Raw genomic sequence first — 24,140 nt, 5'->3', positions numbered from 1 at the left:
ATATTTCCGACTACATCACAGATTAAATGTTCACATATGAGCACAATAGGCTCGCTTTCGAATCGGGACTCCTCTGATTGGTCAGCATGGACAGGGCACCCTCAACCGCCCACAACAACAATAAGGAAGCAGAACATGCTTAGTCTCTTCAGGCCTGCACCACACATAGACAGGCTCCCGGCCGACAAGGTCGACCCCTTCTACAAACGCATGCGTTGGCAGGTGTTCTTCGGGATCTTCTTCGGTTATGCCGGTTACTACCTGGTACGGAAAAACTTCAGTCTGGCGATGCCTTATCTCATCGAGCAGGGCTTCTCCCGCGGTGATCTGGGCCTGGCCCTGTCCGGCGTCTCCATCGCCTACGGTCTCTCCAAGTTCCTGATGGGGAACGTGTCGGACAGATCCAACGCCCGTTACTTCCTCTCCGCCGGTCTGCTGCTGTCGGCCGGTATCATGTTCATGATGGGGACCATGCACTGGGCCACCTCCAGCATCGCCATCATGTTCGTGCTGCTGTTCCTGAACGGCTGGGCACAGGGCATGGGCTGGCCGCCCTGCGGTCGCACCATGGTGCACTGGTGGTCGCAAAAAGAGCGGGGCGAAATCGTCTCGGTCTGGAACGTGGCCCACAACGTGGGTGGCGGCATGATAGGCCCGCTGTTCATTCTGGGGATGGGCTGGTTCAACGACTGGCGCAGTGCCTTCTACGTGCCGGCCGCAGCGGCAGCCGCCATCGCGGTGATCGCCTTCTTCGTGATGCGTGACACCCCGCAATCGGTGGGCCTGCCGCCCATCGAAGAGTTCAAGAACGACTATCCGAAGGACTACAACGAGAGCCACGAGCAGGAGTTTTCCGCCAAGGAAATCTTCATGAAGTACGTGCTGCACAACAAGCTGCTGTGGTACATCGCGATCGCCAACGCCTTCGTCTACCTCATTCGCTACGGTGTGCTGGACTGGGCGCCGACCTACCTGAAAGAGGCCAAGGACTTCAGCGTCGACAAGTCCTCCTGGGCCTACTTCCTCTATGAGTGGGCCGGTATTCCGGGCACCCTGCTGTGCGGCTGGATCTCCGACAAGATGTTCCAGGGCCGCCGCGCCCCGGCCGGTATCCTGTTCATGGTGCTGGTGACCATTTCCGTGCTGGTTTACTGGTTCAACCCGGCCGGCAACCCGACCATCGACATGATGGCGCTGGTGGCCATCGGCTTCCTCATCTACGGTCCCGTCATGCTGATCGGCCTCTATGCCCTGGAGCTGGCGCCGAAGAAGGCGGCCGGTACCGCGGCGGGCTTCACCGGTCTGTTCGGTTACCTGGGGGGCGCAGTTGCGGCCAACGCCATGCTGGGCTACACCGTTGACCACTTCGGCTGGGACGGCGGCTTCATGGTGCTGACTGCCTCCTGCTTGCTCTCCATCGTGCTGCTGGCGATGACCCTCAAGCACGAGAACGAGTCGATTGCCGCCAAGGCTGCTGTTCATAAGGCATAAAACGTGATCCTGCCCTTATCGATTGGAAAAGGGATCAGGTAAACTGCCCAAGGCCCCGCATCTGCCGGGGCCTTTTTTCGTCTCATCATCGGAGTTCAAGCGTGAAGCAAACCCAACGACATCTGGAGATCCTGGACGTCCTGACGCGGCAGGGCTTTGTCTCGACCGAGGATCTGGTGACCCATTTTGACGTCAGCCCCCAGACCATTCGCCGGGATCTCAACGATCTTGCCGAGCAGAACAAGATCCGGCGCCACCATGGCGGGGCCTCCCTGCATTCGAGTACCGTCAACACCGCCTACAGCGCCCGCAAGGTGATGCAGCTCAAGGAGAAAGAGCGCATCGCCCGGGAAGTGGCCGCCAATATTCCCGATGGCTCGTCGCTGTTCATCGACATCGGCACCACCACCGAAGCCATCGCCCGCGCCCTGCTCGATCACCGCGAGCTGCGCGTGGTCACCAACAACCTCAACGTCGCCAGCATCCTGACCGCCAAGGATGACTTCACCGTCATCATCGCCGGCGGCGAAATTCGCAACCGGGACGGCGGCATCGTGGGGGAGGCGACCCGCGACTTCATCGGTCAGTTTCGGATGGACTACGGCGTCATCGGCATCTCTGGCATCGACAGCGACGGCTCACTGCTCGACTTCGACTACCACGAGGTGAAGATCGCCCAGGCCATCATCGCCCACTCCCGCCAGGTGTTCCTGGCCGCCGACCACACCAAGTTCGGCCGCAACGCCATGGTCAACCTCGGCAACCTCAGCCAGATCCACGCCCTGTTCACCGATCAGGAGCCGCCGGAGAAGCTGATGCGGCTGATGTCCCAGCATCAGATCGAGTGTCACATCTGCTGAGTCGCCGTTAATCCGCTCCAGCATCAGGCCGCCATCGGGCGGCCGCTTCGTTTTCAGCCTCCCGCCTTTCTGCTCGCCCTCATTCCACTGCCGATGCCGCGCTGATTACCCAAAAAGCGCGAACTCGCTCACAGCCTTGCCCCCGTTTTCCCCATGCTCTGCCGCTTTATCACCGACCGGCAGCATTTTTAGCATTGCCAAAACAATCGCGATCACATTTTCTCCATAAAATGTTCGTTTATCATTTTTTCATGCTCTAATATGAGCGAAATCAAACATTGCGACGGTTTCGCAAGAGCAAAATAAGAAAGTAGGTGAACATGAGCGAACATTATGATCTGGTCGTCGTCGGCGGCGGCATCAACGGGGTAGGCATTGCGGCTGATGCGGCAGGGCGGGGTCTGAAGGTTGCCCTGTTCGAGGCGCGCGATCTCGCCTCTGCCACCTCTTCCAACTCCAGCAAGCTGATCCACGGCGGTCTGCGCTATCTCGAACACTACGAATTCCGGCTGGTGAAAGAGGCGCTGGCGGAGCGGGAAGTGCTGCTCGGCATGGCCCCTCACATCGCTCGCCCCATGCGTTTTCGGCTGCCCCATCGCCCGCACCTGCGCCCGGCCTGGATGATCCGCGCCGGCCTCTTCCTCTATGACAACCTGGCCAAGCGCGACAAGCTCAAGGGCAGCTGCGGCGTGCGCTTCCTGCCGCAGGATGGCCTCACCGCAGGCATCAGCAAGGGGTTCGAGTACTCGGACGCCTGGGTCGACGACGCCCGGCTGGTGGTGCTCAACGCCATGATGGCGCGCGACAAGGGCGCCGACGTGCAGACCCGCACCCGCTGCGTCAAGGCGGTGCGCGGCTCCAAACACTGGACTCTGACCCTGGAGCGGGAAGGGGGCGAGCAGTTCAACGTCACCTGCCGCGGTCTGGTCAATGCAGCCGGCCCCTGGGTCAAGACCTTCTATGACGAGAGCCTGCACGAGAAATCCCCGCGCGGCATTCGCCTCATCAAGGGCAGCCACATGATAGTGCCGCGCATCCATGAGCGCGAAGAGGCCTACATCCTGCAAAACGAGGACAACCGCATCGTCTTCGTCATCCCTTATCAGCAGGACTACTCGCTGATCGGCACCACCGACGTGGAGCACAAGGGCAGCCCGCGCGAAGCCAAGATCAGCGACGCCGAGATCAACTACCTGTGCAAGGTGGTCAACGCCCACTTCACCCGCCAGATCGCCCCCAAAGACGTGATCTGGACCTACGCCGGGGTGCGCCCGCTGTGCGATGACGAGTCCGACTCGCCGCAGGCGGTGACCCGCGACTACACGCTGGAGCTCAGTGGCGAATCCGACGGGGCGCCGCTCTTGTCGGTGTTCGGCGGCAAGCTCACCACCTACCGCAAGCTGGCTCAGGCTGCCTGCAACAAGCTCAAACCCTGGTTCAGCCAGATGGGGGATGACTGGACCGCCAACAGCCGGTTGCCCGGTGGCGAGTTCGACTGCTCGGTGCGCGAACTGGCGCGCGCCTTTGCGCTGGAGTTCGACTGGCTCGATGATCGCAGCGCCCTGCGCATTGCCGAGGCCTATGGCGCCCATGCCCGCCTCTGGCTCAAGGAGCCCCGTGGTCAGCACTTTGGTGCCGGTCTGTACGAAGCCGAGGTGCGCTACCTTATCGAGCGGGAGTGGGCCTGTAGCCTGGAAGACATCCTGTGGCGCCGCAGCAAGCTGGGGCTGCGCCTCTCCGACGCCGAGCAGCAGCAACTGGCTGCCTGGCTGAGCGAACACCATCACGCCCTGCCAAAAGCAAGCTGACCCCCTGCGGGCGGCCTCGGCCGCCCGCCGTAAAACTGCAATAAACCTCTGTTATAACAATAACCTACATCCCATAAACAATAACAAAGAGCACCGCGCATGAAAAAACATACTCGCTCCCTGATTGCCCTTGGTCTGGGGGCTGCCCTGGCATTGCCCGCGCTGGCCGCCGAGGAAGGCAAAATCGTGATCGCTCACCGGGGCGCCTCCGGCTACCTGCCCGAGCACACCCTGGAGTCCAAGGCATTGGCCTATGGCATGGGGGCCGACTATCTGGAGCAGGATCTGGTGATGACCAAGGATGACCAGCTGGTGGTGATGCACGATCACTTCCTCGATGGCATCACGGACGTGGCCGAGCGCTTCCCCGGCCGGGCTCGCCCGGATGGTCGCTACTATGTGGTGGATTTCACCCTGGACGAGGTGCGCTCCCTGCGCATGACCGAGCCGTTCCAGCTGGTGGACGGCAAGCAGGTGCCCGTCTATCCGGCCCGCTTCCCGCTGTGGAAGTCCAGCTTCAAGATCCACACCTTCCAGGAAGAGATCGAGATGATCCAGGGGCTCAACAAGAGCACCGGCAAGAACATCGGCATCTACCCGGAGATCAAGGCCCCCTGGCTGTTCCGCCATGAAGGCAAGGACATCTCCAAGGCGGTGCTCAAGGTGCTGAAGGAGTACGGCTACACCAGCAAGAACGACAAGGTCTATCTGCAGTGTTTCGATACCAACGAGCTCAAGCGCATCAACAGCGAGCTGATGCCCGCCATGGGGATGGACTTGAAGCTGGTGCAGCTGATGGCCGAGACCGACTGGAACGAGACCATGGTCTACGACGCCAAGGGCAAGGCGACCCCCTACAACTATGACTGGATGTTCAAGCCGGGCGCCATGAAGGAGATCGCCGCTTACGCCGAAGGGATCGGCCCCTGGAAGCCGATGATAGTGCCGGAGCCGGGTACCCTGGGCAAGCCGACCTTCACCGGCATGGTGAAAGAGGCCCATGCGGCCGGCCTCAAGGTGCATCCCTATACTTTCCGTCAGGATGAGGGCCAGATCCCGGCCTACGCGAAAGACTTCACCGATCTGCTGAATATCTTCCTCTATCAGGCCGATGTGGATGGCGTGTTCAGCGACTTCCCCGACAAGGCGGTCGAGGTGATCAAGGCGCACGGCAAATAATAAAAGAAGAGCAACACGGGAATGCAAGCGGGGCCAGGTGCCCCGCTTTTTTATGTCTGCTGGCAAGGGAAATCAGCAAGAGTGTAATTTTATGTTTACGATTTTGGTGTTTTGAGCATGTAGCTAGCACTACTTTCTGGTCGAAAGGGTCTCTTTTGTGGTCATTTATCCATCTGTCAGCGAATAAGCCCGCTAGTTTCACTTGATTGTTTGTTTTTAATTGGTAAGGTGGGGGCGGTTGCGTAACAAAGTGCTGACTTGTGTAAACAAAGCTGAACGGTCGGCGCAGTTGGCTTGAAACAGTAGAGAGAATGAGAAAATGCAAAGAGACCCCCTCAACAACATCCATATCCAGTCCGAACAAGTGATGATCACGCCTGCCCAGCTCAAGGAGAAACTGCCCATCTCCGATCGCGCGCTGGCATTCGTGCAAGGGGCCCGCAATACCATCGCCGACATCATCCACCGTCGCGATCACCGTCTGCTGGTGATCTGTGGTCCCTGCTCCATCCACGACATGGACGCCGCCAAAGAGTACGCAACCAGACTCAAAGTGCTGCATGACGCCTATCAGGACACTCTCTACATTGTCATGCGGGTCTACTTTGAGAAGCCACGCACCACGGTCGGCTGGAAGGGCTTCATCAACGACCCTAACCTGGACGGCACCTTCGACGTGGAGCTGGGGCTGCACCGGGCCCGCGAGCTGCTCTGCTGGCTGGCCGAGCTGGAGCTGCCGCTGGCCACCGAGGCGCTCGACCCCATCAGCCCGCAATACCTGGCGGAGCTCTTCTCCTGGTCGGCCATCGGTGCCCGTACCACCGAATCCCAGACCCACAGGGAGATGGCGTCCGGTCTCTCCATGCCGGTTGGCTTCAAGAACGGCACCGACGGCAACCTGGGTACCGCCATCAATGCGCTGCAGGCGGCCTCCAGCCCTCATGCCTTCATGGGGATCAACCAGCAGGGCCAGGTCGCGCTGCTGCAAACCCAGGGCAACCCGGATGGGCATGTGATCCTGCGCGGCGGCAAGCACCCGAACTACGACTCGGTCAATGTGTCGCTCGCGGAAGAGGCGTTGGAGAAGGCGGGCCTGCTGCCCGGCCTGGTGGTGGATTGCAGCCACGGCAACTCCAGCAAGGATCACCGCCTGCAGCCCAAGGTGGCTGACAACGTGATCCATCAGATTGAGGAGGGCAACCGCTCCATCATAGGGGTGATGCTCGAATCCAATCTGTTCGAAGGCAATCAGTCGAGCGAGCAGCCCAAGTGCGAGATGCGCTACGGTGTCTCCATCACCGATGCCTGCATCGACTGGGAGACCACGGACGCGCTGCTGGCCCGTTGCCACAGCCAGCTGGCGGCACCACTTTTGGCCAGAACCAAGGCATAAGCCGTGGTATCTTGTCAGCACTGATTGAACAATCGAGGTGTCACCGGCCGAGGCGGTGACACCTCGTTGCCTCTTGAATCACAGGGCGTCGCTGCGGGCGGCGCCGCAGGGACCGGATATGGCTGAAGAGTTGAATGCCCTCAGGGACAAGATAGACGCGGTGGACAAGCAGCTGATTGATCTGCTGGCCGCCCGTCTCGCCCTGGTGGGGGAAGTGGGGGAAGTGAAGAGCCGGCACGGCCTGCCCATCTATGCACCGGATCGGGAGGCGAGCATGCTGGCCCGCCGCCGCGCCGAGGCCGAGGCTCTGGGAGTGCCGGGGGATCTCATTGAAGACGTGCTGCGCCGGGTGATGCGCGAGTCCTATATTCTGGAATCCGCCAGCGACAAGGAGCACCACTTCAAGTGCATGAAGCCGGACCTTGGCAAGGTGGTGATCATCGGTGGTCAGGGGCAGCTCGGTCATCTGTTTGGCAACCTGTTCAGTCTCTCGGGCTACCGGGTCGAGACCCTGGGTCAGGCCGACTGGCCGCGCGCCGACGAGATCCTGCACGGCGCCGGACTGGTGATGGTGGCGGTGCCCATCGACGTCACCTGCCAGGTGATCGATCGGCTCGGCAACCTGCCCGAGAACTGCCTGCTGGTGGACGTGACCAGCGTCAAGAGTGAACCGCTTGCCCATATGCTGGCGGTGCACAAGGGGCCGGTGCTGGGGCTGCATCCCATGTTTGGGCCGGACGTGGCGAGCCTCGCCAAGCAGGTGATCGTCTGCTGTCAGGGGCGCGACAACGATGCCAGCCAGTGGCTGCTGGAGCAGATGACCATCTGGGGCGCGCGTTTGCAGCAGGTGGAGGCCAGGGCCCACGACGAGGCGATGACCTTTATCCAGGCGCTGCGCCACTTTGCCACCTTCGCTTACGGCTGGCACCTCTCCCGTGAGCAGGCCAACCTCGACCGCCTGCTGGCGTTGAGCTCCCCCATCTACCGGCTGGAGCTGGCCATGGTGGGACGGCTGTTTGCCCAGGATCCCCACCTCTACGCCGACATCATACTGTCGTCGCCGCAGAATCTGGCGATGATCCGCCGCTACTACCAGAACTTCGGCGAGGCGCTGGGGCTGCTGGAGCGGGGAGACAGGGAGGGCTTCATCGAGGCCTTCAGCCAGGTTTCGGGCTTCTTTGGCGAGCGGGCGGACGAGTTCCTGCGCGAAAGCCGTACCCTGCTGGCCCAGGCCAACGATCGTCGCCATCACGGCTGACGATGACCAAAAGCAAAAGGGGCCAACAGGCCCCTTTTGCTTTTGCATGCCAGCGCGCGTTGCGGCGTTTTTATTCTGGCTGCGGCAAGCGCAGATCGGCGCCATCCCAACCCAGCGGCAGGGTGAGCAGCTGATCGATCAGCTCCCGCCGATCGGACTTTTCCAGATAGGCGAGGTAGAGCGGACGGCTCAAGGCCTGGGCGCCTTCCACCAAGTGCAGACGCCCCTGCTCCAGGAAGGGGCTTACCATGCGCCTTGGCAGGTAAGCTGCGCCGCCGTTGGCCAGCACGAACTGCAGCGCCATGTTGGCGGAGCTCGAGTGCAGCACCGGGGTCTTTTGCAGGCTCTGCAGCCGGCTGGGCTGCGGCTCAAAGCTGGTGCCCCAATCCAGATGAATGTGCGGCATCTGCATCAGGCTGTCGGCGTTGGCCGCGCCATCCCGGCTCACCAGCTCGAACACCAGCTCACCGATGGGGTGCAGGGCAATCTCGTCGATCTTGGTCGGCTCGGAGAGCAGGGCGAGATCGAGGGAGCGCTCCAGCAGCTGGCGACACAGATGCTCGCGGGAGGCGGTCTCGAGCCGCACCGCAAGACCCGGGGCCAGGGCATAGACATGGTTGAGCCAGTCATTGAAGTCGAGCTCCCAGAACACCGCGGGGGCGCCGATGGCGAGCTGCTGGCTGAAACCGGGGGAGAGGGCCACATCCTGCTTGGCGCGGCCCAAGGTATGCAAGATGGCGTCTGCGTAGGGCAGCAGACGCTCACCGGAGGCGGTCAGGCGGATGTTGTTGCGATGGCGGGCAAACAGACTGACCCCGAGTTGCTGTTCGAGCTGGCGGATCCGAAAGCTCACCGCCGACTGGGTCAGGTAGAGATTTTCAGCAGCCCGGCCGAAGTGCCGGGTCTTGCTGACCTCGATAAAGGTCCGAAGCAGTTCGGTATCCATTAATCGATGGACTCGTCGCTACCGCTGCCACCTTCAAAACCGCCGCCACTCGCTTCCTCGTTGGCACCGCCGGCGACGGTGCACAGACGGTGCACGCGCTTGGGACCGATCACCTTCAGATACTTGAACCACACCTTGGCGTGGGGGTTGTTGCCGGCGGCGCCGGACTTGACCTGCTCGATGAAGGCGCTTTCCACGTCATCGCGTGCGGCCAGGTTGCCCTGATAGAGCGCCAGCATGGCGGTACCGTATTTTTCCAGACTGTCCGCTTCGGCCACAGTGAATTCGCCACTGCGACGCAGGCCACGGGGAAAATGTTTGAAGTCGTTGAAACGCTTGTCTGATTCGAAGCTCATAGTGCTCTTTTTCTGGTTAGTTTGACCTTTGCGGGCAAGTATCATCAGGCCGTCGCAGAGTGCAAAATCAATTTTTTCACTATATTGATAAATCTCTTTCATCGAAAGTGATTTGCCGCGGATCCATGGGCCCGGGTCGGCTGAAAAGGGCAAAAAAGTGAGAAAAAAAGCGGAGTTATGTCAGGTTCTATAAAGGTTGGCGGGGTGGGAAACAGCACAGTTTGTTACAAATAAAGCGCCATTCGGCGCTCTATTTGATGTCATTCATGAACCAAAGCGGGAGGTTTGGTCTCGGTAGAGACTCACTCGATCATGGCTGGCTGAGCCAGGGTATCGGCACGCCACAGACGGTAGCGCACTTCATACTCCTGCGGTACGTAGAGCACGAACGGCAGCTTGGAGTTGTAGTTCACGAAGAAGCCCTGGCCGTAGATCTGGACGAAGGTCTCTTTCTTCTGGCCATCCGGGCAGGCCATCAGGGTGCTGATGGGATCGGACACCTTGCCGAGCATCAGGTAGTTGTAGCCCCAGCCTTTGACGCTGTGCTGTTCCAGGTTGCCGGCAAAGCGCGGCACATTGCAATCGACCATCATTTTCTTGCCGACCTGCAGCTCGACCATCATGTCGGCTTCGTTTTCGACTTCCGGCAGGCGGATCACCACACGTTCCTGGTTCACTTCGGCGGCCGGGAACATGCTGATATCAAATTTTTTCGGTTCGGCGGCGAAGGCATGGCCGCCCAGCAACAAGGCGCCCAGCAGGCTAAAACGCAATACGGTTTTCATCTGTACCTCATGGGGTTGGTTCAACGCCGCTAGACTAACCGCTCTGCCCGTTTCATGCCAGCGATCTGCTACGTAAAAACTGCGTAAAATGATGCAGATCCGGCACACAATGACGTCTTCTGGCTATTTTCTGACAGGGCGCAGATCCGCCGAACGACAGGCCGGGCCGCAAACGCGGGTGGCCAGCCGGGATCCTGTGTTCATCGGGATCCCCTGGCCACCCGACTCCATCAGCGCACCAGCAGCACCTGCTTGGCCCAGGCGCCGGGGGCCCGCATGCCGACGGCGCCGCTGGTGATATCCAGATAGGCGACCCCCTTGCTGGCCGGCACCGGGGTGGAGGACCAGAGGTAGACGTAACCGTCGTTCACCTCTTTGCCGTCACCGGCCATGGCGCGGGGGAAGATGGTTTCGTTGAGCGCCGGTTTGTAGCAGGCGGACTCCAGCACGCTGGCCAGCTCCTTGATGGTGGGCAGGCGCCAGCCGCCGTGGCCGCCGAAGTTGTACAGCGCATGGCTCGGCTCGGTGCGGATCCGCTCGGCGGTCAGCAGGGCCTGCTGCCAGTAAAGCCGGGTCGGCTCGCCTTGGCAGCTCTGGTTGCGCCAGGTCTGGCCGAGCTGGCAGCGCATCCAGGTCAGGCCGGTGGAGCGATCCGTGACGGTGCCGTTGCTGCGGTCGATGAAGCGGGCGGTGGGACTGGTTCTGGGCATGTTGTCATCACAGATGGCGGTGGCCAGGGCGAGGGGACTGCCAAGGGTCAGCAGCAGGGTCAACATCAAGCGGTTCATCGGGTTACCTCCGCCACCAGTCGCAGTTGCAGACCGTTGGCATCATCGCTGTTTTGAACTGTGGTTGCGTAGTCGGTGCCGGCGTCATCGCCAAGGAAGATGTGGGCGATGGCGCTGATGGGGGCGCTCTCCAGCCGGCGCGAAGGGGTCAGGGTCTGGCTCCAGTAGTAGCCGCTGAAATCCTTGCTGGTGGTGCCGACATCGGGGAAGTAGCGCACGTCCATGCTCACCGGCTGGTCGTCCTGGCGGGAGAGGGAGCCGTAGTGCTGCAGGCTCATCAGCTCGCGCGAGTGGGGCATGCGCCAGCTGGTGATGCCGCACAGCTGCTGGGCGTTGAGCCACTGGCGGTACTGCTCCGTGGTGCAGATGGCCTCGCCATCCGGGCAGGCGTAGTCCAGCTCCTGCTGGGTGGGGTGATAGTCGTCAAGCTCCCAGGCGAAGGTGCGGTGCAGATCGCGCGGGCTGGCGGGATCATCGAGCTTCTTCTCCCAGACCAGACCGGTGTTGAGATCTTCCACACACTCCCAGACGGGGGCGTCATCGGCCAGCGGCTGCCCCTTGCCGTCGAGCTTGCGATAGCGCAGCGGCGCCTTGTTGAGGCTGGCCTCCTGCCCCGGGTGGTCGGCGGGTTCCTGGGTGAGCAGGTAGTCGACCCCGTCCGTGTAGGTGGTGACGCCACTGCCGGTGATCAGTGGATGGGAGTGCTGTTGCAGCAGCCGGGCGCGGACGTCTGCCTGCTGGCTGGCCAGCTCGCCGTGCAGGGCAAAGTGGCCAGCCAGCTCGGGCAGCAGGCTGCCGATGGCAGGCCACACCAGCATATGCAGGGTGGCGGTGGAGAAGCCCTCCTGGGCCTTCAGATCGGTCTCGACGACCGCCTGCAGCAGCTGGCCCAGCGCCATGTTGAAGTCGCTCAGCCGGGAGAGGGCGGCCAGATCCTGACCCGGTTGCAGCGGCGCCAGCGCACTCAGCAGCTCGCCGAGGGCTTGCCTCGGGGGCTGCCCCTCGGCGATGCGGTATTGCAGCAGGGTGCTGAGCGGGCTGGGGGTCAGGTGCTGATCATCGAGCCGGGCGGCGGGATGCAGCAGCACGGGGGCGGCCGGGTTGCTTGGCAAGAACAGCAAGGTGCTGGTCAACAGGGCCGGGGCGCTGCCGCTCAGCCGGTGAGTACCGGCCGCGCCGCTGACACTGGGCTCCCCCGCATCACAAGATGCATTCTGGTTGAGGTTGATGCACAGGGTGCCGGCTTCGGGCAGGGTCACGGTCAGGCTGTAGTCGGGGACCGCCAGCGGCGCCTCGTCCGAGCCGCCACCGCCACAGGCGGTGAGCAGGGGGGCCAGCAGGCAGGCCAGGCGGGAGTAATGTGGTGTCATCTCTAGTCCTTAGGGAGGGGGCCTTGGCCCCCTCTTCTTATATATGGATGGGGTGGATTCAGGTGCGCTGGCGCAGGCGGCGCCAGAGTGCCAGCGGCAGCAACCAGAGCAGGTTGGTCGTACCGCCGCCGCTGCCGTCGTCCACCTGGAAGTGGATGATGCCGTCATCGGGCGGGGTGACCGGCTTGCTGCACTGGGCGCCGGTGCGCTGGCTGATGCTCCAGCCGTTGATGCGGCCCCGATTGCCGGGCTTGCTGTCCACTATCTCCAGCGTCCAGCGACCGGCCAGCGGCTCGCCTTCCAGTGCGCTGAAGGGCTGCAGGGGCAGCAGCTCGGTGGGGAAGACCCCCTTGAGGCGCGGCAGCGGGCTGTAGCCCTTGTCCCAGATCTGGATGCGGGTGCCGGAGGGGGAGTTGAGCCAGATCTCCAGCTCATCGAGCGCCGGGTGCTGCAGATCCAGGTTCAGCTGCAGCCGGTCGCTCACCCTGGCCTCGCTGCTCTCTATCAGCAGGCTGGTTTCGCTGAGGCCACGCACCTCGTCGCTGATGGCATCGCTCAAAGTGAGCGGCTGACCGCTGGCGCGGCTGACGATGGGGGCGCCGATGGGCAGGGTCAGCGACTGTTGCCACTGGCGCTCGGTCGGGCTGGTGCCGCTCATGGCGAGGCTTACCGGCAGCGCCACCTCATCACCACAGGCGAGCGGGCTCTGGGCCAGCAGGCGCAGGGTGGTGGTCATGCTGGCACCCGCCGCGAGGGTCGCCGGTTGCCAGCTGTAAGGATCGGCCTGCAGCCCGCTTGGCAGCTGGAGGGCCAGCTCGTTCAGGGTCACCGGCGCCTTGCCCTGGTTGGTGAGGGTCAGCTGTACCGACTGGCGCTGCCCCAGCTCGATGACACTACCATCACCCAGGCCCACATTGACCGGTGCCTGCAGCAGGCCGTGCTGGCGAAACGCCTGCTCCAGCAGCCTGGCATAGGGGCGGGCCGGGTAGAGGCGGGCGGCGGTATCCACCGTGATGCGGGCCAGTTGCGGCATGCGGATGGCCGGGCCGAGACCGAAGTGAGACTCGATGATCAGGCGGTCAAACTCGTCCCGTGCCCCTTCGCCCTGCTCGGCGACCGCGGCCAGCAGCGCCTGGAACAGCGGGGTGCCCCACAGCTGGTCGCCATTGCTGCCGTTGATGGTGCGGTGGGCCGGATAGTTGTAATCCGGGTGGTAGCGGGCGCGCAGATCGTCCAGCTGACGCGGGGTGCGGTCGGTGAAGCGGGCATCCCAGTTGAACACCATGGCGGGCTCGAACTGGCGGCCGGCCTCGCTGCGCTGGCGGTGGCTGGCGGCCAGGTAGTCGCTGAAGCCCTCGCCGATGGCGCCCCAGTCCGCCTCGTCCCCCAGATCCGGCACTATGTGATGCTGCACCGCGTGGCCGAACTCGTGCCAGATCACCATGGGATCCTCGGCATCGGGCACGCCGCTGCGACCCAGCTCCAGCCGGCGTTCGAACGGATCGTAGAGGGAGTTGTCCTGATAGCCGGCCTCGGTGTCGATGTCGAGCGCCCCCGGGATGAGGTCGACAAAGCCGAGGCGCTTGAGGTGGCGCTGGGCCAGATCCAGGTGGTAGTAGGCGTTGATGTCGGCAAAGCCGCGATCATCGCGGGTCAGGCGAAACGCCTGCGGGCTGTCGGCGCTGAAGGGGGCGGTATCCGGCTCCATGGCATCCACCACCCGGGCGTGGGGGCCGCTCAGCAGATAGCGTCCGCCCGCCAGGGTGACCGGCAGCGGCACCTTGTCCTGATAGGCGGCGTTCGCCAGTTGCAGGGATTCGTGCCAGACCAGACCGGCGTCGCGCAGCTGGGTGCGGGGATCCGGATCGAATACCCGAGCCTCCAGCTGGGTGTCGCCGGCGTCGGCGGTGCGGCTGGCCCGGGTGCTGGCCGCATCCATCCAGCGGCCGAGCTCGCGGCTGCCGTCACAGCTGGCGAACAGCTGCACCTGGCTGGCCTTGGCGTTGCCCGCCTGATGCTCGCGCACCCGTTGGCGCAGGGCCGGCACCAGGGTGTCGCCGTCGCGCCAGTACCAGGCTTCGACCGGACCAAGGGTGTCGATCTCGCTGCCGCCATCGCGCAGCTGTTCCAGCAGGGGATCCAGATTGCCGGTTGCGTCGCAGCCGGGTTCGCGGCTATCCAGCGGCCGGCTGTTGTGATAGATGCGCCAGGGCTTGCCTGTTTGATCGACGCTGACGGCGGCCTGGATGGTGGCCACCGGCAGGCCGTTGACCAGCTGGCGGAAGCTGTAGTGATGGCCGAGCAGGCTGGCCCGCTCGTAGTCGGGGGCCAGGCTCACGCCAAGGCGCTGCTCGAGCCAGAGCTTCGGCGTGGTGGTCAGCGGCTGTTCATCGACAAACTGCAGCTCGGCCGCCAGCAGCGGCTGGGAGAGCAGGGTTGCCGCCAGCCAGAGGGCCAGGGAAGAGGGTTTCATGGTTTACTCCAACACAAAAATGAGAAAAGGGATCACCGGCGGGCACCTGCCAGGGTGAGCAGGAAGGCGTACTCGCGGGCCGCCTGCTGGCGCGCGTTGGCCGGGCTGATGCGGTGGCCGCCGTCGAGTGCCGTGCTGAGCAGATAGGGACCCGGCCCCGTGCTGTGTTCCCGCAGACGGGCCACCCACTTGAGCGGCTCCCAGTAGGGCACCTGACTGTCGTGCAGCCCGGCCGTCACATAGACGGGGGGATAGGGGGCCACATGCAGGTTGTCGTAAGGGCTCAGGCGGCGCATGGTGGCGTAATCGGCGGCAATGGCCGGGTTGCCCCACTCGGCGTACTCCTGGCGGGTGAGCGGCAGTTCGGGATCGCTCATGGTGCCGATGAGATCGACGAAGGGCACCTGCAGCACGGCCCCGGCGAAGCGGGTCGGTGCCTGGTTGAGGGCCGCCGCCACCAGCAGGCCGCCGGCGCTGCCGCCCATGGCAAACAGCCGGGCGGGGTCGATGGCGGGATCCCGGGCCAGCGCCTCGGCCACAGTCAGGAAGTCGTCCACGCTGTGCTGTTTGTGGCGACCGCGTCCCGCCAGATACCACTCATCCCCCAGCATGCCGCCGCCGCGCACGTGGGCGATGGCGTAGACGAAGCCGCGATCCAGCAGGCTCAGCACCTGCGGCTGGTAGTAGGGGCGCATGGGGGTACCGTAGGCGCCATAGCCGTAGAGCAACAGCGCCTTGGGAGTGTGGATGTCCTTGCGCCACACCAGAGAGACCGGCACCTTGACGCCATCCTTGCCCACCACCCAGCGGCGCTCGCTCTGGTAGGGGGAGGGACGCTGCGCCTGCGCGTCGGCTTGCCACTGGCCGCTGGCCAGATTGAGCCAGCGTTGGTGTGGCGGCTCGGCCATGCCTTGGCGGCGGATCAGGATCTGCCCGCTGGCGGGGTCGTGGGCACCCTGGATCCAGGCCGTGCCGGCCCCCTCGGTCAGCAGCAGACGATGGCTGAGCCGGCCGCGGCCATCCAGCACGTCGAGCCAGTCATCCCCTTTGTGGCGATACTGCAGCACCGTGTAGTCGGCAAACAGGCGCCACTTCTCGAGGCTCCTCTCTTCGCCGGACCAGAGCGGCTGCCACTCACCCTTGGCCACCTGGCTCAGATCGGCCACCTGATAGAGGCCGAGGGCACCGTCCCGGTTGCTCTTGAGCAGCACCCGCTCCCCCTGGGTATCCAGGTAGTACTCGAGGCCGTCCTGACGGGCCTTGAGCAGAGCAGGTCTGCCCTCGTCCAGCAGGTACTGCTCGGCGCTGTCGTGGTTGTTGCTTTGCAGCAGCAGGTGGCGCCGATCCGTGGTGCGATAGAGGCTGAGCAGCCAGGCGGGATCCGCCTCCTGGTGGATCTGCTGATCCTTGCCATCGCGCCAGGCCCACAGCTGCCAGGGGCGCAGGGTGCGAGGTTCGTTGGCGATGGTGTAGAGGGTCTTGCCGTCCAGGCTCCAGAGCAGATCGCTGGCCCGGTGCGCCAGGGTGGCCAAGGGCTGGCCGTCGGCCAAGTTGAGCAGGGTAATGCGGTAGTCCCTATCGCCCTGCAGATCTTCGGCCAGGGCCAGCCAGCGCCCGTTCGGGTGCAGGGCCCAGCTGGCGAGCTCGTAGTAGCCGCTGGCCGGCTGACGGGCCGCCAGCCGTTGCCGGGGTTCAGCCTGCTCGCTATCTCGCTGCCACAGGCTGCCGTCGACTTCCATCCGCCACTGGCTGCCCGCCTCGCTCAACCACTCTTGCGGCATGGGTTCACCGCGCGCTTGTGCCTGCCACTCGGCCTGCAGAGCCTGTTCCAAGGGCCGCTGAGCGGCGAGCTGCTGCTCGGTCCAGCGGTTCTGCTCGCCCAGCAGGGCCAGCAGGGCGGGATCCTGGCGGCTGTCATCGCGCCAGCCGCCATAGGGATCGAGCCGGGCCCGCTCCCCCGGCATCGGTAGCGGGCGGTGAGGAATAAGCGGGGCCACGAGCGGCGCCGACGCGGCGACGGCCTGGCTCGGGGCGCCGGCAGGTGCAATGGCTGCGGGCTGGGCAGCCGCCGGAGTGGCCAGCAGGCTGGCCAGCATCAGGAGTGCGTGCATCAGAGCCCCACGAAGGTGTAGCGCAGGCTGGCGCTCAGGGAGCGGCCTGTCTGGGTGTAGAGGCCCGCATCCGTGCCTGCTTCCAGCCCGGCGACATCCTGATAGCGGGTGTAGCGGGTGTCGAGCAGGTTGTCGAGCTTGAGGTTGGCCTTGAGGGCGTCGGTGATCTGCCAGTCGGCGGTCAGGGCGAAGCTGAGCCAGCCGGCGGTTTTCAGGCACTCGCCCTGCTGCTGGGTCAGGCTGTTGCCACAGGTGGGCACCCGGCTCATGGCGGCGGCGTAGTCGGCCTGCAGCCCCAGGCTCCAGTCGTTGGCCTGATAGCTGAGGCGGGTGTTGCCCTCGAGCGGCGTGAGGTTGCGCGGCGATTCGCCCTGGCTGGTCTTGCCGTCGACCCAGCCCAGCTTGGTGGCCAGCTCCCATTGCGGGGTCAGCCAGTAGCTGGCGGCGACTTCGGCACCCCAGGTCTCGGACTTGGCGACGTTGCGATATTGACGCAGCATGACCCCGTCCCGCAGGCGGAAGCCCACCTGACGCCAGTCGACGAAGTTGTAGTAGCGGTTGTAGAAGAGGGCCGGCTTGATGCTCCACTCATCCCCTTCCCCGCTCACTCCCCACTCGAAGCTGTGGCTGGTCTCCTCCTTGAGATCCGGGTTGGCGATGATCTCGAACGGCGGCAGGGCAAAGTAGTGGGGGATGTTGCCGTACACCTTGTCGTAGGAGGGGGCGCTGAATCCGTTGGCGTAGCTCAGCCAGCTGCGCCACTGCTCGTTGAAGCGGTAGCTGGTGGCCAGACTCGGCGAGAGGTGCCAGCTGTGGTTGCTCTCGCCCCGACCATCCTGCGGGCTCAGCCACTGCTGATCCATGCGCAGGGTCGGGGTGAACTGCCACTGGCCCAGGGTCGCCACGTCTCCCAGCCAGATGCCGGCCCGATCGGTGCGGGCGCTGCTGAAGGGGGCGGACTGGGTGGGTTGGGGAATGCCGGCTTCCAGCATCAGCTTCTCCACCGGTCGCTCGTGCCGGGTGCGCGCCAGCTCGATGCCGTAGCTCAGTTTGTGCTCGATGGGGCCGGTGACCAGATCGCGGCGGATATCCAGCTCGCTGCCGAGCAGGTGCTCGGTGAAGGTGGCCAGCTCCCGCTCGCTGCGATAGCGGGGGTAGCCGCTCAGCTCGTCATTTTGCAGCAGGCTGCGCTTGTTGGCGGTGTTCTTGGCGTAGTTGCCGTGCAGGTTCCAGGTAAAACGGTCGGCCAGCGGGTGGCCCAGATCCTGCGCCTCCCAGCTCAGCTTGCCGCCCTGGGAGCGCTGGCTGCCGTTTTCACGATACTGGCGCACCTGCCACTTGCCGTCGGGCTGGGGAATTTCGCGCGGCCCCTGATCCCGCTTGGCGTTGTCCTCGAAGTAGTCGAGCTCGAGGCGCAGCAGATGCCGTTCATTGAGGGTCAGGCTGGAGCTGGTGGAGGCGCTGAGGCCGTCGAGATCCGCCGGAATGCGGCTCTGGTCGTAGTTGGCAGTCTCGTGCCCCTGCCAGCCGGAGAGGCGCAGCAGGTGGGCGCTCTCGCCCCAGCGGGCGGCGCCGGTGGCGCTCAGCTTCTGCTTGTCGCTGCTGCCGTCGTGCAGCACCTTGCTGCTGAGGTAGCCATCCTGCCCTTGCAGGTAATCTTCCGGCTGCTTGGTGGTGATGACCACGGTGCCGCCGATGGCGTCCGAGCCGTGCAGGGCGGAACCGGCTCCCTTGGCCACCTCGATCTGCTTGACGTCATCGAGATCGAAGCTGAAACGGCCCACCTTGTCGTTGAGATCGTCGGCGCCGAAGCCGTCGCTGACCCGGACTCCGTCCTTGACGATCAGCACCCGGTTGCCACCGATGCCGCGGATGCTGATGTTTTGCGGCCGACCCGCCGAGCCGGTCACCGAGACGCCGGGTTCGTTCTTGAACACGTCGGTGAGCTCGGTGGCTATCTGGCGCTCCAGATCCTCTTCGGTGATGACGGTGATGGAGCCCGAGATGTCGGACAGTTTCTGCTCGACCCGCTGACCCTTGACGATTATGGTCTCGCGCGTCTTGGGCGGGGTGGTGCCGGAGGTGTCTATCCCTGCGGGATCGCCGGCGGCCAGCGCTGTACCGGACAGCAGCATGGGCCAGTAGTGAAGTAGTGTTTTCATTTTGAGAATAATTATTATTTAAGCCTGAAGGCCGCGGATTATTGCAGAGAGGTCCAATCAGATCAACGATTGATAATCATTATCATTTTGTTTTTATGATCCTGATCAGGCTGCATTTTTTGATGAAGACATCAGTAGCAAAGTGGGCCAACGTTTGCGCCTGCAGGACGCAGGGCAGGCAGACGGGGGGATGAAATGGGGGAGGGTGGCAAGGTGTTGGCTGAGGGTTTGGCAGCTCATGCCAAGGTTATGTCGGCAATAAAAAACCCGCTCGGGGAGCGGGTTTTCAACGGATACAGGACGGGCCTCAGGGGGCGCGGTAGAAGCGGTTCAGCTCGTTCATCACCTGGATCATGACCCCCATGTCCGGGGTGCCGTGCTTGATGGGACGGTAGCTGTTGCGCTCCAGCAGCTCGAAGTCACCCTGCTTGTTGAAGTGGGTGATGGTGTTGCCCTGATAGATGGCAAAGTCGCGCTGATCCCCGGCCAGCAGCCAGTTGCGCGGGCTGTTGTCGAACAGGTTGCGGCCTATGCTGTAGTCCCGCGGCGGGTTGCGCACCCCCAGCATCCCCTGCATCAGGGTCGGCACCAGATCCAGGTGGCTGCTCACCGGGCTCGTCGGCAGTGTCTCGTTGCCCGGCCAGGCCAGCACGAAGGGTACCTGCACCTGATAGGGCGAGTAGTTGGTGCCATAGCCCCAGCTGTTGCTCTGGGTATCGTTGAACTCCTGGCCGTGGTTGGCGGTGACCACGACGATGGTCTGTTCACTGAGCCCCTGCTGTTGCAGCTGGGTCAGCATCTGCTCCAGCAGCTGATCGGTGTAGAAGACCGAGTTCTTGTAGCGGTTCTCCAGCTTTTGCAGGTTTTCGGCCTGATAGGCGGTGGCCGGGTTGAACTTGGTGAGCTCCGGCTGGAAGGGGCCCTTGATGCCGGCCGGCAGCTGGTAGTCGCCCGGGCTCGACAGATAGACCAGCGAGAACCAGGGGCGGTCAGGGGAGCGCTTGGCGAGCCACTGCTGCCAGTCGCCGACAAGCTGGGTATCGTCGGTCTGCTCGGAGACGAACACCTGTTTGCGCAGGCCGGAGAGGATGCTCTGGCGATACTGCTGGGCATCTTCCAGCGCGCCGAACAGGCCGAACTGGTAGTCCTGGCGCAGCATCTCGTCAAAGAGCACCGGCGGGGTCTTGTCGTTGCGAATGTCGTCGTAGTAGTGACCTGGCAGGCCGTAGAACAGGCTGAACATCCCCATGGCGTCATCGTTGCCGCCACTCATGTGGTTGGCAAAGTTGAGGTGCTGATCCGCATAGCGCTGCAGATTGGGCATGTTGATGTTGTTGAGCATGTCGGCCCGCAGGGAGTCGACCACCACGATCAGCAGGTTCTTGTGGGTCAGCGGGGCGTTGACGCTGAGCGGGCGCAGCGGGTAGCGCAGCCGGCTCGCACTGTCGCCATCCTGGGACTCGGCCTTCTTCTCGTACTGATCCAGATCCAGCCAGCCGTGCTTGGCGAGGAAGCTCTTGGCTGTCATCGGGTAGGAGAGCGGGAAGTTGGCGCGCTGCATGGTGATGGGCTGATACAGGGTGGCATCGGCCCAGCTGTTGACCACGTGGGTCAGGATGAAGCAGACCAGCAGGGCCAGCCCCACCTGATTGCCGTACTGGCGGCGCTTGCGCTTGTTGATCTTGCGCCACACATAGGCCGACAGCAGCAGTTGCACCAGGAAGATGGTGGGCACCGCCACGAAGATGATGCTCCAGATCGAGCCCTCCTCGGTCTGGGCCTGATCCAGCAGCAGCTGCCACACCTGACCGTTGAGGTGGAACTTGAACAGCTGGAACACCTGGGTGTCGATAAGCAGCAGCACCAGCGCCAGGGTGGCGATGATGGCGGAGATGAAGCGCAATGGTTTCTCCCTGGGCAGCACGAAGCTCAGGGGGAAGATCGTCAACAGGTAGGTGACAAAGCTCAGAAACGAGAAGTGACCGATCCAGCTGATGATGAGATAGGTCACGCCGAGCGTGGTCGACGGCCAGCTGATCGCCCCCAGATAACGGGTGGCGATCAGCATGGCCAGAATGATGTTGAAGAAGGAGAACCAATGCCCCCAGGTGATCAGGCGAGAGACATTATCACGATAGGGGTTGCCGGTTTCGACCATAGTGATCCATCTGCTTGAAAAACATCAAAGAATGCGAAGAGACTCAATGAGCGTCGTGGCGATGATCGACCGAGGCGGTGAGCGCCTGGATGAATTTCTCGGTGATCGCCTGACGCTGGGCCGGGGCCATGCCATTGATGATGTTGGTGGTCAGGTTGCCGAGCACCATCAGACTGAGGTCCACCGGCGCCTTGTGCTTCTCCAGGGCGGTGATCAGGTCGTTCATCAGGGCGTCAAACTGCTCGTTATTGTACTTTGATACGATGGGCATAATCTTGGGTTCATCTCGGTTCAAAGCGCCTTATAATACTTCACCCTTTCGGCTAACACTATGGCTTTGTGACATGAGTCTCGATATCGACAAGATCATTCTTCACTCCCTGCGCCAGGGCGGCGATGGTCAACCTCACGCCGACACCCGCAGCCAGCTTCTGCCTGCCGATGAGGCGGTACAGGGGCTGATGGCGGAGCTGCACCGCATTTACAACGGCAAGGGGGGCAAGGGCTTTGGCTTCTTCGCCGACCCCGAGGCCGCCGTCGCCGAGCTGGCAGAGGGGGAAGAGGCCCCCAAGCAGCCCTCTCCCCTGTTTCGCATCGCGCTGGAAAAGCTGCTGGACGAGCAGCTCGAATTCGTTCCCTTCTCGGTGGAGATGACCCAGCTGCTGGTCAAGCAGCTGGTGGAGCACGCCCTCGACGAGCAGGGGGTGCTGCTGTTTGCCAAGTACAACTACGTGGGTGTGGATTATCTGATGATCGCCCTGCTGGAGGGCAAGGAGAGCGTCACCGTCAGCGAGGCGCTGGAGCTGCGCCACATCCAGTATCTGGATATCGGCAAATTGAACCTGGTGGCCCGCATCGATCTCACCGAATGGAAAACCCAGGCTGATTCGCGCCGTTACATCACCTTCAGCAAGGGCCGGGTCGGTCGCAAGCTGGGTGATTTTTTCATGGATCTGCTGGGTGCCCGCGAGGGGATGGATGCCAAGATCCAGAACAAGGGGCTGCTGCAGGCGGTGGACGACTATTGCGACAGCCGCCAGCTCGAACCGGCCGAGCGCAACGACTACAAGAAACAGGTCTTCAAATATTGCACCGAGCAGGCCAGCGCCGGTGAAGAGATCGAGATCAGGGAGCTGTCGGCAGAGCTCTCGTCAAAAGAAGCAGGAGAGGGCGACCTTGATTTTTACAGCTTCATCGGTCAGGAGTATGAGCTGGAAGAGCGCTTCCCGGCGGACCGCTCCACCCTGCGCGGGTTGACCAAGTTCGTCGGCTCCGGTGGCGGGCTGACGTTGAGCTTCGAGCAGAAGCTGCTCAACAGCCGGATTTTCTACGATCCCCAGACCGATACCCTGACCATCAAGGGGGTGCCGCCCAACCTCAAGGATCAGCTGTTACGCCAGTCGTAATGTGATCTGCTTTCCACTTTTGGCAAAAAGACACCGCAGCCTGCTGCGGTGTCTTTTTATTTAACGGGGTAGGTGGCAGCGAAACCAACTCGGTGATTTGTTAACAAATTAAACAGAATAATCCCTGTGAAAGGGTTTTCAATGAGGTGAAAACCCTTTCATTCATGTTTATTTATTTCTCTTTGGTAATTTAATTTCTTAATTTGGCGATAAATATGCCAATAAATGGCGTTAACCCCCTGAAATAAGAAAATGTTTTCAGAACTTTCCGGAAGAAAATACGTAATTGCGTTTCAAAAATGCGAGTTGCGTCATGTGAGGCGGTAACGGCTTGGGATAATATTCATCTCGCACACAATGCTCTTGCAGCGCGGAACTAATACAAGGAAAGGCTCATGAAAAAGAAATTGCTGTCATCCCTGATCGGTCTGGCTACTCTGGGTGTGGCTTGCTCTGCCACTGCCGCCATTGACGAAGGCCAACTGACCATCTGGATCAACGGTGACAAGGGATACAATGGTCTGGCCGAAGTAGGTAAGAAATTTGAAGCCGAAACCGGCATCAAGGTGACGGTTGCTCACCCTGATCAGGTGGAAGTGAAATTCCAGCAAGCCGCTGCCACCGGCAACGGCCCGGACATCTTCTTCTGGGCTCACGACCGTTACGGTGAGTGGGTCAAGGCCGGTCTGCTGGTCCCCGTGACCCCGAATGCCGCCACCAAAGCCAAGTTTGAACAGTTCGCCTGGGATGCCATGACCGTTGATGGCAAGACCTACGGTTATCCGGTTGCCGTCGAAGCCGTCAGCCTGATCTACAACAAGGATCTGCTGCCGGAGCCGCCGAAGACCTTCGAAGAGATCGCCAAGATTGACGAGACCCTGAAGAAGAGCGGCAAGCGCGCCATCATGTGGGCCTATGACACCCCCTACTTCAGCTACCCGCTGGTAGCTGCCAACGGTGGCTACGCCTTCAAGAAGACCGCTACCGGTTATGACGTGAAAGACACCGGCGTGAACAACGCGGGTGCCAAGGCCGGTGTCGGCTACATCTCCGAGATGATCAAGTCCGGTCACCTGGAAAAAGGCATCGACTACGGTGTGATGGACGCCAAGTTCAACAAGGGCGAAGTGGCCATGATGATCAACGGTCCCTGGGCCTGGAGCAACCTGGACAAGAGCGGCATCAAGTACGGCGTCGCCTCCCTGCCGACCCTGAAGGGTAAACCGGCCAAGGCCTTCGTCGGCGTGCTGGGTGCCACCATCAACGCCGCCAGCCCGAACAAGGATCTGGCCATCGAGTTCCTGGAAAACTACCTGCTGACCGACGCCGGTCTGGCTCCGGTCAACGCCGACAAGCCGCTGGGCGCCGTGGCGCTGAAGTCCTTCCAGAAGACCCTGGAAGCGGATCCGCACATCAAGGCCACCATGGTGAACGCCCAGAATGGCGAGCCGATGCCGTCCGTGCCTGAAATGAGCCGTTTCTGGTCCTCCTTCGAAACTGCCCTCAAGAACGTGACCTCCGGCCGTCAGAGCGTTGACGAAGCCCTGGATACCGCTGCCAAGCGTATCGTTCAGTAAGCACGCACTACCCGGGAGG

General features: G+C 62.6%; 18 protein-coding genes. 8 read left to right on the top strand and 10 right to left on the bottom strand.

Annotation, left to right across the window (positions count from 1 at the left end; genetic code table 11):
- Positions 1–135 precede the first annotated feature (135 nt).
- The 6 genes from glpT to tyrA all read left to right on the top strand — a co-directional run bounded on the left by glpT (position 136) and on the right by tyrA (position 7,989).
- Complete coding sequence (gene glpT / locus CK627_RS17765) at positions 136–1,491, top strand: glycerol-3-phosphate transporter (protein WP_005299556.1); 1,356 nt, start codon at positions 136–138, stop codon at positions 1,489–1,491.
- Positions 1,492–1,592: 101 nt separating this feature from the next.
- Entirely contained in the window at positions 1,593–2,351 is a 759-nt protein-coding gene (locus CK627_RS17760) for a DeoR/GlpR family transcriptional regulator (protein WP_005299558.1), read from the top strand.
- A gap of 320 nt (positions 2,352–2,671) precedes the next feature.
- Positions 2,672–4,159: a glycerol-3-phosphate dehydrogenase gene (gene glpD, locus CK627_RS17755; protein WP_017781731.1), complete on the top strand. Its 1,488-nt coding sequence runs from the start codon at positions 2,672–2,674 to the stop codon at positions 4,157–4,159.
- 99 nt (positions 4,160–4,258) lie between these two features.
- On the top strand, positions 4,259–5,338 hold the full coding sequence (gene glpQ / locus CK627_RS17750; protein WP_095592995.1) for a glycerophosphodiester phosphodiesterase: 1,080 nt from the start codon (positions 4,259–4,261) through the stop codon (positions 5,336–5,338).
- A 319-nt stretch (positions 5,339–5,657) separates the two neighbouring features.
- Positions 5,658–6,731: a 3-deoxy-7-phosphoheptulonate synthase gene (locus CK627_RS17745; protein ID WP_095592994.1), complete on the top strand. Its 1,074-nt coding sequence runs from the start codon at positions 5,658–5,660 to the stop codon at positions 6,729–6,731.
- A 118-nt stretch (positions 6,732–6,849) separates the two neighbouring features.
- Positions 6,850–7,989 (top strand): bifunctional chorismate mutase/prephenate dehydrogenase, encoded by a 1,140-nt coding sequence (gene tyrA, locus CK627_RS17740; protein ID WP_095592993.1) that lies wholly within the window; start codon positions 6,850–6,852, stop codon positions 7,987–7,989.
- Between the two features lie 70 nt (positions 7,990–8,059).
- Here the strand turns inward: tyrA and hdfR are convergent, their stop codons facing one another.
- The 10 genes from hdfR to CK627_RS17690 form a co-directional block, all read right to left on the bottom strand.
- Positions 8,060–8,935: an HTH-type transcriptional regulator HdfR gene (hdfR, locus tag CK627_RS17735; protein ID WP_005299567.1), complete on the bottom strand. Its 876-nt coding sequence runs from the start codon at positions 8,933–8,935 to the stop codon at positions 8,060–8,062.
- Entirely contained in the window at positions 8,935–9,291 is a 357-nt protein-coding gene (locus CK627_RS17730) for a MaoP family protein (protein WP_010634377.1), read from the bottom strand. The genes hdfR and CK627_RS17730 overlap by 1 nt, the downstream gene beginning before the upstream one ends.
- Positions 9,292–9,593: 302 nt before the next feature.
- Positions 9,594–10,076 carry a serine protease inhibitor ecotin gene (gene eco / locus CK627_RS17725; protein ID WP_005299572.1) on the bottom strand — a complete coding sequence of 161 codons (483 nt, stop codon included), beginning with the start codon at positions 10,074–10,076 and terminating at the stop codon, positions 9,594–9,596.
- Between the two features lie 230 nt (positions 10,077–10,306).
- Complete coding sequence (locus CK627_RS17720; RefSeq protein ID WP_095592992.1) at positions 10,307–10,864, bottom strand: Lcl C-terminal domain-containing protein; 558 nt, start codon at positions 10,862–10,864, stop codon at positions 10,307–10,309.
- A complete protein-coding gene (locus CK627_RS17715; protein WP_095592991.1) occupies positions 10,861–12,234 on the bottom strand; it encodes an Lcl C-terminal domain-containing protein in 1,374 nt (457 codons plus the stop codon). Before CK627_RS17715 ends, CK627_RS17720 begins: the two co-directional genes overlap by 4 nt.
- 58 nt (positions 12,235–12,292) lie before the next feature.
- Positions 12,293–14,707 (bottom strand): proprotein convertase P-domain-containing protein, encoded by a 2,415-nt coding sequence (locus CK627_RS17710; protein WP_095592990.1) that lies wholly within the window; start codon positions 14,705–14,707, stop codon positions 12,293–12,295.
- Between the two features lie 32 nt (positions 14,708–14,739).
- Entirely contained in the window at positions 14,740–16,818 is a 2,079-nt protein-coding gene (locus CK627_RS17705) for a prolyl oligopeptidase family serine peptidase (RefSeq protein WP_095592989.1), read from the bottom strand.
- The gene (locus CK627_RS17700) at positions 16,818–18,980 is read right to left on the bottom strand and encodes a TonB-dependent hemoglobin/transferrin/lactoferrin family receptor (RefSeq protein ID WP_095592988.1); all 2,163 of its coding nucleotides are present in this window, start codon (positions 18,978–18,980) and stop codon (positions 16,818–16,820) included. The genes CK627_RS17705 and CK627_RS17700 overlap by 1 nt, the downstream gene beginning before the upstream one ends.
- Before the next feature lie 307 nt (positions 18,981–19,287).
- A complete protein-coding gene (locus tag CK627_RS17695; protein WP_095592987.1) occupies positions 19,288–21,138 on the bottom strand; it encodes a DUF3413 domain-containing protein in 1,851 nt (616 codons plus the stop codon).
- Positions 21,139–21,181: 43 nt separating this feature from the next.
- Positions 21,182–21,409 carry a YejL family protein gene (locus tag CK627_RS17690; protein ID WP_005299589.1) on the bottom strand — a complete coding sequence of 76 codons (228 nt, stop codon included), beginning with the start codon at positions 21,407–21,409 and terminating at the stop codon, positions 21,182–21,184.
- Positions 21,410–21,482: 73 nt separating this feature from the next.
- On the opposite strand from CK627_RS17690, the gene yejK reads away from it, so the two are divergent.
- Together yejK and malE are read left to right on the top strand one after the other, a co-directional pair.
- The gene (gene yejK, locus CK627_RS17685) at positions 21,483–22,544 is read left to right on the top strand and encodes a nucleoid-associated protein YejK (protein WP_026140927.1); all 1,062 of its coding nucleotides are present in this window, start codon (positions 21,483–21,485) and stop codon (positions 22,542–22,544) included.
- 395 nt (positions 22,545–22,939) lie between these two features.
- Positions 22,940–24,121 carry a maltose/maltodextrin ABC transporter substrate-binding protein MalE gene (gene malE / locus CK627_RS17680; protein WP_005299593.1) on the top strand — a complete coding sequence of 394 codons (1,182 nt, stop codon included), beginning with the start codon at positions 22,940–22,942 and terminating at the stop codon, positions 24,119–24,121.
- Positions 24,122–24,140 lie beyond the last annotated feature (19 nt).

This window comes from Aeromonas dhakensis (assembly GCF_002285935.1).
Lineage (GTDB): Bacteria > Pseudomonadota > Gammaproteobacteria > Enterobacterales > Aeromonadaceae > Aeromonas > Aeromonas dhakensis.
The sequence above is the reverse complement of the archived record's forward strand: the minus strand, read 5'-3'. Positions and strand labels throughout refer to the sequence as shown.